We start from the raw sequence: 13,257 nt of genomic DNA, 5'->3' as shown, positions 1-13,257 counted from the left end.
GACAAATTCCCATCAAAACGAAGCTGAGTGCCAAGCTCGGAAATATCGGCTTTCTTCACTTCATTTTGAATGGTCGTTCAATCAATATCGCAGAATTAGCGCTTGATTTCAATCCGCGGATGCGCGCATGATGAAAGAAAGCCGGCAAGCAAGGGGAACAAGCTGCCGGTGCAGCCAATGGGATGCCGCATGGCGGGACAGACCGAGCCAGCAACCGAGATCACACCCGGAGCCCTGCAATGACGGTGGCCGCGGAAGGGTCGCCTGCATTGTTGAGATCGCGGGCCAGACGAAATGCCCTTCTGCAATCCGAATCCGTCCAGGGCTTTGCCCTGATCAGCCCGACATTCCTCTATGCCTTGATCCTCTTGGTCCTGCCGATCCTGGTGGTCATCGCCCATTCCTTCTGGACGCAGCACTATCTGACGATCGACCGCACCTTCACCCTCGAAAACTATCGCATTGCGCTGACCGAGCCGATCTATCGCGACCTGCTCTGGCGCTCGCTCTACATCTCGCTGACGGTCAGCTTCTTCACCGTCATCCTCGCCTACCCGATCGCGTTTTTCATCTCGTTCCATGGCGGTCGCCACAAGGGCCTGTGGCTCTTCCTGATCACCATCCCGTTCTGGACCAGCTATCTGCTGCGGGTCATGTCGTGGAAGGTCATCCTCGGCTACAATGGTGTCCTGAATTCCGGACTGATGGGCCTCGGCATCATCGACGAGCCCTCGACGGCGCTGCTCTACAACACCACCGCCGTCATCATCACGCTGACCCATGCCTGGGCCGCTTTCGCCATCCTGCCGATCTTCGTGTCGCTGGAAAAGGTCGACCGCACCCTAGTCGAGGCAGCCAAGGACCTCGGCGACGGGCCGTTGCGCTCCTTCCTGCGCGTGACCCTGCCTCTCTCGGCGCCGGGCGTCATCTCGGCCATCCTGATCGTCATGATCCCGACGGTCGGCGATTACGTCACGCCGCGCCTCGTCGGCGGCAAGGACGGCGTCATGATCGCCAACGCCATCCAGGCGCAATTCGGCAAGGCCGCCAACTGGCCGCTGGGCGCCGCACTGTCAGTCACCACCATGCTGATCGTCACCCTGATGGCGGGCGCCACAGTCTTCATCATCCGTGCCGCGGCGAGGCTTGCCCGATGAAGGGATTGCGGCGTTTCCTGCCCGGCAACAGCTGGCTGGCGGCCTATGCGCTGCTCTATGTTGCCTTCCTTTATCTGCCGATCATCTTCCTGCCGATCTTCTCGATCAACACCTCCGCGACGCCAAAGTTTCCGCTCTCGGGCTTCACGCTGCAATGGTACGAGGACCTGCCAAACACGCCGGCACTGCTAGACGCTGCCTGGAACAGCCTGATCGTCGGTGTCTCGGCCGCGGTGCTCTCCACGACGCTTGGCATACTCGCCGCGCGCGCCATCACCCGTTACCGCTTCCCCGGCCGGCGCCCTATCAACGCGCTGATCATGGCGCCGCTGGTGCTGCCGGAGGTGATCGTCGCCATCTCCATGCTTCTGGTCATGCTGCAACTGGGCCTCAGCCTGTCGCTGTTCACCGTCGTGCTCGGCCATATACTGGTCTGCATTCCCTATTCGATGACCGTGCTGATCTCCGGCTTCGAAGGGTTCGATCGCAGCCTTGAGGAAGCGTCGGCCGATCTCGGCGAAAGCGCCTTCGGCACCTTCCGGCGGGTGACCCTGCCCATGGTGGCGCCGGCGATCATTTCCAGCCTGCTCGTCTCCTTCACCATCTCGCTCGACGAGTTCATCATTGCCTTCTTCCTCACTGGAACGGAGGCGACGCTGCCGGTCTACATCTGGGGCCAGTTGCGGTTCGCCGCCAAGCTGCCCGGCGTGCTGGCCTTGGGAACGCTGTTGCTGATCGCCTCATTCCTGCTGATGACTATTGCCGAAATCCTGCGCCGCCGCGCGACCAGGCGCACCCAGAACGAGGGAGGCCTTTATGTCTGAGCGGTCCCAGGCCGAACAATCCCGCCAGACCGAACGGTCGATGATCGAGATCCGCAATGTCACCCGCAGCTACGGGGCGTTCAAGGCGCTGGATGACGCCTCGCTGACCATCCGGGAGGGCGAGTTCTTCTCGCTGCTCGGTCCATCGGGCTGCGGCAAGACCACGCTGCTGCGCATGATCGCCGGCTTCGACAATCCGACCAGCGGCTCCATCGCCGTCGACGGACAGCCGATGGAAGGTATCCCCGCCAACCGCCGCCCCTCCAACATGGTGTTCCAGAGCTACGCCATCTTTCCGCATCTCAATGTCGAGCAGAATGTCGCCTACGGGCTGAAGCGGCTCAGGCTTGGCGAGACGGAAGAAAAGCGGCGTGTCGCCGAGGCGCTGGCGCAGGTGTCGCTGGTCGGGCTCGGCAAGCGCCGCGCCACGGAGCTTTCGGGCGGCCAGCGGCAGCGCGTGGCGCTGGCCCGCGCGCTGGTCATGCGGCCGAAAGTGCTGTTGCTCGACGAGCCGCTGTCGGCGCTCGACAAGAAGCTGCGCGAGCAGATGCAGATCGAATTGCGCCGACTGCAGCAGGCGGTGGGCATCACCTTCATCCTGGTCACCCACGACCAGTATGAAGCCTTGGCCATGTCCGACCGCATCGCCGTCATGTTCGGCGGCAAGATCGCGCAGGTCGCCTCGCCCAAGGAGATCTACCAGCGGCCGGTCAACCGGCAGGTCGCCGACTTCCTCGGCGGCATGAATTTCGTCAAGGCCGAGATCGTAGAGGACAATGGCACCTCGATCGTCGTCGACACACTCGGCTTCGGCCGTGTCAAAACGGACAAGCCCAAGGCCTTCGTGCGCAACGGAAGTGCCGCCACGCTCGGCATCCGGCCCGAACGGTTGCGTGTCCTGTGGGACAATGCGACCGCAAAATTCGAGGTCGCCGGCAAGGTGGTGGAGCGCCACTATTTCGGCGAGATCACCCATCTGATCGTGGAGATACCCGGTCTGGAAAAACCGCTGTCGGTGACCGAGACCAATGATTTCGGCGCCGACGATATTCCCGTCGGCACCTCGATCCGGCTTGCCTACGACCCGGAAGCACTGGTAGCGATGGCCGACTGAAGGCCCGGGATGATCTTCCGCGCGGCGATGCGTCCCGCCACGATCGCGCCCTCGATGTAGCCCGGAAATGAGGGCGACAGTTCCGACGCGGCGAAATACACCGGCGGCGCGCCATCGAGGATTGTCCCTTCGGCGCCGGTGGCCGTGACGTCGGCGATGATATCGCTGTAGGCGCCGCCGCTCCAGCGATCATCCGTCCAGTCGCGCCAGCTGATATCGAGAACAGCGGTCGCATCAGTGCCGAGCGCTCCCTCCAACCTTGCTATCAATTCCGCGCGCAACGCCGCGTCACCCAACTCACGCCAGCGCAAGGCGAGCGGCCCGCCAATGAAGACAACGAGCGCCGCATGATCGTCATCCTTGCTGACGTCGCAGGCAAACAGTCCCGGCAGGTCGCGCCACATCACCATGCCGCTCAAGCCGCGGTCGCGCCAGAAAGCCGTGGCGTAGCGCACCAGCACCTTGATCACCGTGCCGCTTTGCCAAGCGCCCAGCGCCTTCGCCAGCCCGGCAGGCAGCGGCGGCGAATGCTCGATCCTCGACGCCATCACCGGCGGCACGGCGACAAGCACCGCGCGCGCCTCGATCGAGCCCGTTGCGGCGACGACCCGTGCCCCATCTGGCTGGCGTTCGATGCGCGTGACGGGCATGCCAAGACGCAGCCGGTCGCCGAGATCGCCAGCCAGACCATCAGCCAGCGAATGCATGGTCTCCCCAACGAAATACTGAAGCTCCGACACCTCGTTGGTGATGCGGCGATCATTGTCGATGAGGTGCCATAGCGGCATCTTTTCCAGTGCCTGGCACCATAGCCCTTCGATCATCGACAGGAAGGCCGCCTTGACGTCGCGCGGATCGCTCTGATGCCCGAGCCAGTCGGCGACGGTTAGCCCGGCGATGGCCGGATCATCCGGGGAAATCCGGTTCATGCGCTCGCGTACCATCATCGATGCGGCGTAGGTTCGTTCGGCTTCCGCCTCGCTCATCGGCGGCTGCACGAGGAACTCCCCGTCGACATAGGTCTCGACCAGCGTCCTGCCGCGCGCGCCCACCAACGCCATCAATTCCGGCATATCCTGGCACAGGAATTGCCCGCCGCTGTCGACACGTTCGCCAAGACCATTCTGCTTGGCCTCGACCCGCCCACCGACGCGATCACGCGCCTCGAGCAGGACAAAATCGACGCCGGCCTTCTTCAATTCATGCGCCGCCGACAGCCCGGTGAAGCCCGCGCCGACAATGACGACATCCGCTCGCTGCTTGCTCAATAGCCGGCCTTGATCTTCTCGAACTCATCGATCATGCGCTTCTTCAACTCCGGCGCCACCGGCTGCTGGAACAGGGTCTTGTCGAGGAACTTGCCGAGGTCGTCATAGCCCCGATCGGCCAGCACCTTCTGGTCGATAGCAGCCATGCCGGCGCCATTGCCATGCCCATAGCCGAATGCCGTGACCATGTATTTCGACACGTCCGGAGCATTGACGGCGTTCAGGAAATCATAGGCCTGGTCGAGCTTGCCGGGTGCGTCCTTCATCAGCACGTAGCCGCACACCCAGGTCGACATCCCCTCCTTGGTGTCGCGGTTCATGGCGATGGGAACGCCCTGCTGGGTCATGGCGATCAGCGTCTGGCCCCAGCCCCACGCAAGATCGACCTCATTGCCGGAAAAGGCCTGGTCGATATCGGTCGAGTCGGTCCAGTAGAGGCGGATGTTCTTGTGCACCTGGCGCAGGAAATCGGACGCGTCCTTGAATTGCTGGTCGGTCATCCCTGTCCAGTCCTTGAGGCCGATGACCAGGCTTGCCAGCGCATAGGCGTCGTCGACATTGTCGCCGATGGTGACGCGACCCTTGAATTTCGGATCGGCGAATATCCGCAGCGACTGCGCCTCCTGCGGCGTCACATTGTCCGTGCGGTAGAGCAGTGCGGTATTGCCCCAGTCAAAAGGCATGAACCACGTCTTGCCGTCATCGGTCGTGGCAAGATTCTTCATCGCCATGATGCCGGGATTAAGATCTTTCCACCCTGATATCCTCGACGTGTCCAGCGGTTGCAGCATGCCCGCGTCGCGCCATTTCGAAACGCTCTGCGAACAGGGGTGGGCGATATCAGCCTTGAAGCCGGCCCTCATCTTCTCGAAGGCTTCGTCCTCGTCGCCGAAGAAGGCGAAGGTCGGCTCGGCGCCGTTCTTGGCGGTGTAGGCGGCATGCAGGAGTGGATCCTCGTATCCCGACCAGTCGAACACGACGAGATCGCCACCACCTTCGGCGAACGCCAGCACGGCGCCCGCGCCGATCGTGCAGGCCGCGGCAAGGACAAGACGGCGAAACATGGAATTCATGGCGCGAAACTCCCCCTTCGCGAGAACATCATGGCGAGGTTAGGAGAATTCTGCAACTTTGGCGAGCCCGCCCGCCGTCCGTTTCCGGCAGGCGAGCTGTAGACGCGCTGCACGTTCAGTAGCCGGCTTTGATCTTCTCGAATTCGGCGATCATCTTGAGCTTCAAGTCCGACGACAGCGGCGATTGGAACAGCGTCTTGTCGACGAATTTCTCCACGTCGTCATAGCCCTTGCCCTTGAGCACCGCCGGATCGACGCCGGCCATGCCCTTGGCATTGGCCTGGCCATAGCCCCAGTCCTTGACCAGGACGTTGGCGACGGCCGGATCGTTCACCGCGTTCAGGTAATCATAAGCCTTGTCGATATTGCCCGGCGCATCCTTGAACAAGACATAGCCGCAGACCCAGGTCGAAATGCCTTCATTGGTGTCGCGCTTCGCCTTGATCGGCGAGCCGGCGAGCGCCGACTGCACGGCGGCGTCGTTCCAGGCCCAGGCAAGATCGACCTCGCCACCGGTGAAGGCCTGTACGATCTCCGTATTGTCGGTCCAGTAGAGCCGAACGTTCTTGTGCACCTGGCGCAGGAAGTCGGACGCCTGCTTGAACTGGTCGTCCGTCATCTTGGTCCAGTCCTTCAGGCCGATGGCGAGGCTGGCCAGCGCGTAGGCATCGTCGACATTGTCGCCGATCGATACCCGGCCCTTGAACTTGGGATCGGCAAAGGCCTTCAGCGACTGGATGTCCTTCTCGTCGACCTTCTCGGAATTGTAGGTGACCAGCGTGTTGCCCCAGTCCCAGGGCATGAACCAGGCCTTGCCGTCATCGGTCGTGGCGAGATTCTTCATCGCCATGATGCCGGGATTGAGGTCTTTCCAACCGGTGATCCTGGACGTATCGAGCGGCTGCAGCAGGCCCGCCTCACGCCATTTCACCACGCTCTGCGAACAGGGGTGACCGAGATCGGACTTGAAGCCAGACCGGATCTTTTCAAACGCCTCGTCCTCGTCACCAAAGAAAGCGAAGGTCGGCGAGTCCCCGTGCTTCTCGACATATTTCGGATGGAAGCCGGGGGCCTCGTAGCCCGACCAGTCGAACACGATCAGATCCTTGTCGGCGGCAATCGCCAGCGCCGCCGCCGAGGCCGCCAGTGTTGCCGCAAGGCCCAAGGTGAGTGCCAGGCGTCGAGTCATTGTCTTCATTGCTGTTCCATCCTCTTGGTTTTTTGGGTTATGTTACGTCGTCCCGCGCTCGTCGGCCGCCGTGCGTGGAAAGTGCTTGGGGAAAGCCACAGACAGGAATTCGTTTGCCGCCTTCAGCGCGGTCTCGCGGGTGGTGTCCTCGGTCCCCATCATCATCCGCAGCCAGAGCCCCTCCAGCATGGCGTTGAGCGCTAGCGCCATGACCTGTGGCTCGAAGGCATAGAAGCCGCTCTGCTTGAGCGTCGAGCAAAGGTCGATGAAGATGTTCTGGTAGACTGCATCACGCGCGCTGCTCAGCGCCTGATAGGTCGGCCGCGATTTCGCCTCGCCCCAGAACGCACACCACGCCGCGAGCTTTCGCTTGTTGCAGATCGAGCGGTCGAAATCGGCAGCGACCAGTGCCTGGAGCTGGCGGGCGGGATCGTCGCCAGCCTTCTGCAGGGCGTTGCGCCAGTGCGTCGAATACTCGTCGTACATATGCTGCAAGGTAGCAATCAGCAGCTTCTCCTTGCTCTCGAAATGGAAATTGACGATGCCGCGCGACAGGCCGGCTCCATCGGCAACGTCAGCCATCGTCGTCTCGGAATAGCCGCGCTTTGCCAACGAATCGATTGTCGCCTCGATAAGCTGAAGCTGCCTGACTTCCTTTGAAGCCTTGCGGCCGCGTTTCTCCTGCTCATTGCCCTTGGGTGCATCCAGGGATCGCTCGTCGCGCGCTGCAGCTTTCATTGATGCCGTCATGCTCCACATCGCCGGCTATCCCACCGGCTTCCATGCGCGAAGATGAGCCGGACGGTGCTCACCACTGTCAAGAACCTTCTGCATTGCTTCCCAGGTTCGTATGTTCTTGTCGACATAGGCCGCGCCAACCACCGCCGCGATGGTCGGATAGAGCGGGCCTTTCAACCTCTCCAACTCGCCCCGCGCGACTTCTCGGTACCAGGGATTGCGGTCGCGGATGGTGACATCGGCAAAACCTGCCCGGCGCATCGCCTGCGTATAACGCTCGGGCGACGCCATGGCGAAGGAAAGGCCCTCGGCCGCGACATAGGCCTTCATGTCCGGCGACGGCTCGTCGTCATGCGAGATCATCCAGTTCGAGGCCGCGAAGACGCCGCCAGGTTTCAGAACGCGGAAGATTTCGGCGAACAGGGCGTCCTTGTCCGACACATGCACCAGCGCATCCTTGGAGAAGACGACGTCAAACGCTCCATCGGCAAAAGGCAGCAGCCCGGGTGCCGCATGAACGAAACGCACGCGCCCGCTCAACCCACGCTCTGCCGCCCGCTGTGTGGCTGTCTCGATCACCGGCCGTTCGACGTCGAAGCCGGTGGCGTGCGCCGCGCCATGGCGCTCGACCAGATGCAGGGCAATGCCGCCCGAGCCGCAGCCTATGTCGAGGATCGTCTTGTCCCGGAGCGAAAGACCCTCGAGGACCCTGTCGACCTCGTCTGGCCCGCCCGGCGACAGATACCCCTCGCCCCACAGCGCTTCGAGGAAGCGTATGGCGGTGTCGTCATACTCAGGCGCGGCGTCAGCCGTTTCGATCATCAGACCTTGGTCCCAAGCGTCGAATGCCCAGTGTCGAGTGCTGGCAAAGCCTAGCGCATGAAAGGGAAAACGCAATACCATTTGTTGAACATTCATTCAAAATGGCTGGACAGAATATCGACCGCCGTGCCAGATTTCACGCATTCGGGGAACGGATCACGCGAGAAAGCGTCGGTCACAATGAAGACTGGGCCAGCATGAAAGCTTGGGATGCGATCATCATCGGCGGCGGACATAACGGCCTGGTCAATGCCTGTTATCTGCAGCGTGCCGGCCTTGACGTGCTGGTTGTCGAGAAGAACGACTGGGTCGGCGGTGCCGCCACCAGCCGTGAACTGACACCAGGCTTCCTCTATTCCAACTGCTCCTATGTCTGCTCGCTGTTCCGGCCCGAGATCATGCGCGACCTCGAACTGCCGCGCTTCGGCCTGCAGGTCATCTCCTATGAGGGCGGCGCGGTGTTCACGCGCGACGGCGACTATCTCGCCAACTACCGCGACCATGACGCCCACCGGCGCGAATTCGCCCGCTTCTCGAAGCGCGACGCCGAAGCCTATGACCGCTACGCCCGAGACGTGACGCGGCAGTGCCGCTTCATCCAGCCGCTGCTGATGCGCACGGCTCCCGACCCGACCAGCCTGCGGCCGCGCGACCTCGGGGAACTGCTCTATCTGGGCAAGAAATTCGCGGGCCTGTCAGCCGAGGAAATGGCGCTGACACTGCGCTTCTGGACCATGTCGATCTCGGAATTCCTCGACGAATATTTCGAGACCGATGTCATCAAGGCCAACTTCGCCCTATCGGGCATCATCGGCACCGCGCTCGGGCCGATGTCGCCGGGCACTGCTTACGTGCTGCTGCACCACTATATGGGCGAGGTCGACGGTTCGGTCGGCGCCTGGGGTTACGCGCGCGGCGGTATGGGTGCTGTCACCAAGGCGCTGGCCGCATCCTTCTGGGCGTCCGGCGGCACCATCCGCACCGGCGCCGAGGTCGACCATGTGCTGGTCAGCCGAGGCAAGGCCAAGGGCGTGGTGCTGGCCGGCGGCGAGGAGGTTTACGGCAAGCTCGTCGTTTCCAACGCCGACGTGAAGCGCACCTTCCTCAAGCTGGTCGAGGAAAAAGAACTGCCCGACATCTTCCTGCGCCGGGTCAGGAACTTCAAGATTCGCGGCTCCTCCGGCAAGGTCAACATCGCGCTCGATTCCCTGCCGGAATTCCCTGCCTTGCCGAAGGATTCTCCCGTCTATCGCGGCGACATGCACTTCACCGATTCCATGGAGCGCATGGAACGCGCCTATGACGACTGGAAGGCAGGGCGCTGGTCGTCCGACCCGTTCCTCGACATGGTCATCCCGACGACGCTCGACCCGACCATGGCGCCGCCCGGCAAGCATTTCATGAGCTGTTTCGTGCAATACGCGCCGCCCAAGATTGGTGGCCGCGAGTGGACCGATGCCGACCGCGATGGTTTCGCCGAAAGCGTGATTTCGCAAATCGCTGAATATTCGCCCGGCTTCCGCGATCGCATCATCCATATGGAGGTGCGCACGCCCCGCGAGATCGAGGCCGAGGTCGGCCTGACCGAAGGCAACATCTTTCAGGGCGAACTGACCTTCGACCAGCTTCTGTTCAACCGCCCGGTGCCGGGCTACGCGCAATATCGCTCGCCCGTCGGCGGGCTCTATATGTGCGGCTCCTCCACTCATCCAGGCGGCGGCGTCATGGGCGCGCCCGGCCGCAACGCCGCGGCCGAAATCCTGCGTGATCTCGCCAAGTCCACCTCGCATATGAGCCCGGCCCATGACGTCATTTGACGCGATCATCATCGGCGGCGGCCACAATGGCCTCGTCGCTGCAGCCACGCTGGCGAAAGCCGGACGCAAGGTGCTGGTGCTGGAAGCCGCCGGCGATGTCGGCGGCGCTGCCCGCACCGAGGAATTCGCGCCAGGCTTTCGCGTGTCGTCCATCGCTCATGTCCTGAACCGACTGCACCCGGATGTGGTGAAGACGCTGGAACTGGAAAAATACGGGCTGACCGTTGCGCGCGGCGACTTCGTGCCATCCGTCGCGTTATCGAAGGACGGCCCGCCGCTCATCCTGCATGGTGCCTATGGCGAGGTGCTGACCGGCGGCAGTTCCTCCGAGCAGACAGCCTGGAAGAACTGCGCGCGCAGCTGCTGCGCTATGCCGGTATCCTGAAACCGTTCCTGGCGCGCCGGCCACCCGATCTCGGCGGCATGTCACTGCTTGAAACCGCGGCACTTGGCCAGAGCGCATTGGCGCTGAAGAAGCTCGGCAAGGAGGATATGCGCGACTTTCTGCGCGTGCTCCTGATGAACGTCGCCGATCTGCTCGACGAGCAGTTGGAGGACGACCGGCTGAAAGGCCTGCTTGCCTTCGATGCCACACTCGGCAGTCACCTCGGTCCGAGATCGCCGACCTCGCTGCTTGGCCTCTACTATCGGCTGGCGGGCGAGGCCGGTGGTGCCGCCGGCGCGCAGATCGTTCCGAAAGGTGGCATGGGTGCAATCGTATCAGCCATTCGCGCGGCGGCTGAAAAGGCCGGCGTGACGATCCGCACCGGGACACCAGCGGCGAAGATCATCGTCGAGAACGGCCGCGCCGTTGGCGTCACGCTCGACAATGGCGACGAGCTGCGGGCGAGGACAATCGTCTCCGCCATCAATCCGGCAACCACCTTCATTGACCTTGTCGGCCCGCGTGAAGTGGACACCGGGTTCGTGCGCAAGGTCAGAAATATCCGCATGAAGGGCGATGCAGCGAAACTCAACCTGGCGCTCGACCGGCCGCCGCAATTCACCGGTGTCGACGCTGTCAGCCACAAGGGCCGTCTGGTCATCGCGCCCTCGCCCGATCATGTCGAGCGTGCCTTCAACCCGTCGAAATACGGCGAATTCTCACTCGAGCCGGTGATGGAAATCACCCTGCCCAGCCTTGCCGACCCATCGCTCGCGCTCCCTGGCGCCTGTGTTCTGTCGGCGGTTGTCCAGTACGCGCCCTATGCGCTGAAAGAGGGCTGGGATGCCAGCAAGCCGAAATTCTTAGCGGCGATCATGGCGCAGCTCGAAGCCTATGCGCCTGGGATCGGCAAGAGTGTGGTCCATGCCGAACTGCTGACGCCTGCCGATATCGAGACGCGCTATCGCATGCCGGGGGGGCACTGGCACCACGGCGAACTGCAGGCCGACCAGATGCTGATGTCGCGGCCCGTATCCGGCTGGTCGGGTTATGACACGCCGATCGACGGGCTGTTCCTCGCCGGCGCCGGTTCGCATCCCGGCGGCGGTGTTTCGGGTGCACCTGGCCTGAATGCCGCGCGGCGTATCATTGCGATGAAGGGGTGATGTGATGTCCCAACCGCCCAAGGCCGCGCTCTACGGCGCCCCCCTCTGTCCTACCGGACACCTCCCCCTCAAGGGGGGAGATTGGCTGTCATTCCTGTTTGCGCCAATTGCTTCCGCTGCAAGAAAATCACCGACCGTCCTGCAAGTCGATCTCCCCCCTCGTGGGGGAGATGTCCGGCAGGACAGAGGGGGGCGCGAAGGATCGCCATCATGACCAGTCAGCTCAACAACGCGACCCGCACTGCCGCCCAGGCCCATTTCCGCACGCTACGTCTCGGCACGCCCTTCCAGCCGCGCATCGACGCGCTAGCCAAGACCCAGGACTGGTACAACTGGGCCGGCTACCGTGCGCCGCACTCGCTGTGGGACGAGGAACTGGAATACTTCGCTATTCGCAGCCAGGCGGCGTTGTTCGACATATCGCCGATGGCGAAATACCGCATCGAGGGCAAGGACGCCGAGGCCTTCCTCAATCGGGTCACGCTGCGCGACGTGGCAAAACTCAAGCCAGGACGTGTCCACTACACCGCCTGGTGCGACGACGCAGGCTTCGTCCTTGACGACGGAACCTTGTTCCGTCTGTCGCCGACACGTTTCCGGCTGTGCTCGCAGGAGCGCCATCTGCCCTGGCTACTCGACAGCGCCATCGGTTTCGACGTGACGGTCGAGGAAGAGACGGAGGCCGTTGCCGGCCTTGCCTTGCAAGGGCCGACCTCCTTCGCCGTGTTGCGCGATGCCGGTTTCGTCGGCGTCGAGAAGCTGAAAGTCTTTGACCTCGCCGATTTCCCGCATGACGACGACACGGTCACCATCTCCCGCACCGGCTTCACAGGTGATCTCGGCTACGAACTGTTCGTGCCGGCCGACAAGGCGCTCAGCCTCTGGGACCGGCTGATGACAGCGGGCGAACTGCGCGGCATCCGCGCCATCGGCTATACGGCGCTGAACCGCGCTCGGCTCGAGGCCGGACTGATCGTCGCCAATGGAGACTTCACCACTGCCGAGCATGCCGTCCGCGCCGACCGCTTGCGCATGCCCGACGAGATCGGGCTCGGCTTCATGGTCGATCTTGAGAAGGGACACTTCAACGGCCGCCGCGCTATCGTCGAAGCACGGACGAAACGCAAGCTGAGCCATGTGCTGGTCGGGCTGGAGATCGAGGGCAACATCCCGGCCGAACACGCCATCGTCTACCACAAGAAAAGCCAGGAAGTTGGACTGGTCAGCGCCGCCATGTGGTCGCCGATGGCCAAGCGCAACGTCGCCATCGCCTCGCTCGAGCGACCATTCGGTGATACGATGGTCGAGGACCTGTGGGTCGAGATCTACGCCATGCGCGAGTTGCAGTACCAGAAGCTGATGAAGCGGGCCAAGGTGGTGGCGCGGCCGTTCATCAAGCTCGATCGCCGCACCGCCAATCCGCCGGCGGACTTCTGACCATGGCGGACGATGCCGACAAGCTGCAGGACGATGGGGAAGCCACCGAACAGTGGGAGCTGGTCAACACGCCGCTCGGCGAAAAATGGTCGGGCCGCACGCGCTATGCCGCCGCCATGTTCTTCTACAAGCGTGACGAGATGAGCGCCGAGACGCTGGAAGTCTACCGCATCTGCGCCCGGCTCGATTCGGAAGACCCGCTGCCGATCATCCGTGATCGCGGCGTCGGCAAGGACTGGCTGAAGCGCATGGGTTTCGAATAGCGCT

11 protein-coding genes and 1 pseudogene are annotated in these 13,257 nt (G+C 62.9%); 7 read left to right on the top strand and 5 right to left on the bottom strand.

Annotated features, from left to right (window positions below; translation table 11 throughout):
• The first annotated feature begins 239 nt into the window (after positions 1–239).
• The 3 genes from LGH82_RS23175 to LGH82_RS23165 are packed head-to-tail and all read left to right on the top strand — an operon-like array spanning position 240 to position 3,095.
• Positions 240–1,157, top strand: coding sequence for an ABC transporter permease (locus tag LGH82_RS23175; protein ID WP_227344975.1), 918 nt, complete (start codon positions 240–242; stop codon positions 1,155–1,157).
• Positions 1,154–1,981 carry an ABC transporter permease gene (locus LGH82_RS23170; RefSeq protein WP_227344974.1) on the top strand — a complete coding sequence of 276 codons (828 nt, stop codon included), beginning with the start codon at positions 1,154–1,156 and terminating at the stop codon, positions 1,979–1,981. The genes LGH82_RS23175 and LGH82_RS23170 overlap by 4 nt, the downstream gene beginning before the upstream one ends.
• Before the next feature lie 40 nt (positions 1,982–2,021).
• Positions 2,022–3,095 carry an ABC transporter ATP-binding protein gene (locus tag LGH82_RS23165; RefSeq protein ID WP_227349665.1) on the top strand — a complete coding sequence of 358 codons (1,074 nt, stop codon included), beginning with the start codon at positions 2,022–2,024 and terminating at the stop codon, positions 3,093–3,095.
• On the opposite strand, the gene LGH82_RS23160 is transcribed toward LGH82_RS23165, so the two are convergent.
• The 5 genes from LGH82_RS23160 to LGH82_RS23140 form a co-directional block, all read right to left on the bottom strand.
• Complete coding sequence (locus LGH82_RS23160; RefSeq protein ID WP_227344973.1) at positions 3,059–4,363, bottom strand: flavin monoamine oxidase family protein; 1,305 nt, start codon at positions 4,361–4,363, stop codon at positions 3,059–3,061. The two genes, LGH82_RS23165 and LGH82_RS23160, sit on opposite strands and share 37 nt — an antisense overlap.
• Entirely contained in the window at positions 4,360–5,436 is a 1,077-nt protein-coding gene (locus tag LGH82_RS23155; RefSeq protein ID WP_227344972.1) for an extracellular solute-binding protein, read from the bottom strand. The genes LGH82_RS23160 and LGH82_RS23155 overlap by 4 nt, the downstream gene beginning before the upstream one ends.
• A gap of 115 nt (positions 5,437–5,551) precedes the next feature.
• Entirely contained in the window at positions 5,552–6,634 is a 1,083-nt protein-coding gene (locus LGH82_RS23150) for an ABC transporter substrate-binding protein (protein WP_227344971.1), read from the bottom strand.
• A gap of 33 nt (positions 6,635–6,667) precedes the next feature.
• The gene (betI, locus tag LGH82_RS23145) at positions 6,668–7,363 is read right to left on the bottom strand and encodes a transcriptional regulator BetI (RefSeq protein ID WP_227344970.1); all 696 of its coding nucleotides are present in this window, start codon (positions 7,361–7,363) and stop codon (positions 6,668–6,670) included.
• Between the two features lie 27 nt (positions 7,364–7,390).
• Positions 7,391–8,185 (bottom strand): class I SAM-dependent methyltransferase, encoded by a 795-nt coding sequence (locus tag LGH82_RS23140; protein WP_227344969.1) that lies wholly within the window; start codon positions 8,183–8,185, stop codon positions 7,391–7,393.
• A gap of 197 nt (positions 8,186–8,382) precedes the next feature.
• On the opposite strand from LGH82_RS23140, the gene LGH82_RS23135 reads away from it, so the two are divergent.
• The 4 genes and pseudogenes from LGH82_RS23135 (at position 8,383) to LGH82_RS23115 (ending at position 13,253) form a co-directional block, all read left to right on the top strand.
• Positions 8,383–10,002: a phytoene desaturase family protein gene (locus tag LGH82_RS23135; protein ID WP_227344968.1), complete on the top strand. Its 1,620-nt coding sequence runs from the start codon at positions 8,383–8,385 to the stop codon at positions 10,000–10,002.
• Positions 9,989–11,553 (top strand): annotated as a pseudogene (locus tag LGH82_RS23125) (phytoene desaturase family protein). The gene LGH82_RS23135 and the pseudogene LGH82_RS23125 overlap by 14 nt, the downstream one beginning before the upstream one ends.
• A gap of 210 nt (positions 11,554–11,763) precedes the next feature.
• The gene (locus tag LGH82_RS23120) at positions 11,764–12,990 is read left to right on the top strand and encodes an aminomethyltransferase family protein (protein ID WP_227344965.1); all 1,227 of its coding nucleotides are present in this window, start codon (positions 11,764–11,766) and stop codon (positions 12,988–12,990) included.
• 2 nt (positions 12,991–12,992) lie between these two features.
• Positions 12,993–13,253, top strand: coding sequence for a hypothetical protein (locus tag LGH82_RS23115; RefSeq protein ID WP_227344964.1), 261 nt, complete (start codon positions 12,993–12,995; stop codon positions 13,251–13,253).
• Positions 13,254–13,257: the final 4 nt, after the last annotated feature.

It is taken from the genome of Mesorhizobium sp. PAMC28654 (assembly GCF_020616515.1).
Lineage (GTDB): Bacteria > Pseudomonadota > Alphaproteobacteria > Rhizobiales > Rhizobiaceae > Mesorhizobium.
Note: the sequence above shows the minus strand (reverse complement) of the source record. Positions and strands in the feature narration are given on the sequence as shown.

Excerpts from the sequence above, each read along its gene's own strand:
- LGH82_RS23175 (WP_227344975.1), top strand. The coding sequence starts at position 240 with ATGACGGTGGCCGCGGAAGGGTCGCCTGCATTGTTGAGATCGCGGGCC.
- betI (WP_227344970.1), bottom strand. The coding sequence starts at position 7,363 with ATGAAAGCTGCAGCGCGCGACGAGCGATCCCTGGATGCACCCAAGGGC.
- LGH82_RS23165 (WP_227349665.1), top strand. The coding sequence starts at position 2,022 with ATGATCGAGATCCGCAATGTCACCCGCAGCTACGGGGCGTTCAAGGCG.
- LGH82_RS23135 (WP_227344968.1), top strand. The coding sequence starts at position 8,383 with ATGAAAGCTTGGGATGCGATCATCATCGGCGGCGGACATAACGGCCTG.
- LGH82_RS23115 (WP_227344964.1), top strand. The coding sequence starts at position 12,993 with ATGGCGGACGATGCCGACAAGCTGCAGGACGATGGGGAAGCCACCGAA.
- LGH82_RS23170 (WP_227344974.1), top strand. The coding sequence starts at position 1,154 with ATGAAGGGATTGCGGCGTTTCCTGCCCGGCAACAGCTGGCTGGCGGCC.
- LGH82_RS23150 (WP_227344971.1), bottom strand. The coding sequence starts at position 6,634 with ATGAAGACAATGACTCGACGCCTGGCACTCACCTTGGGCCTTGCGGCA.
- LGH82_RS23155 (WP_227344972.1), bottom strand. The coding sequence starts at position 5,436 with ATGAATTCCATGTTTCGCCGTCTTGTCCTTGCCGCGGCCTGCACGATC.
- LGH82_RS23120 (WP_227344965.1), top strand. The coding sequence starts at position 11,764 with ATGACCAGTCAGCTCAACAACGCGACCCGCACTGCCGCCCAGGCCCAT.
- LGH82_RS23140 (WP_227344969.1), bottom strand. The coding sequence starts at position 8,185 with ATGATCGAAACGGCTGACGCCGCGCCTGAGTATGACGACACCGCCATA.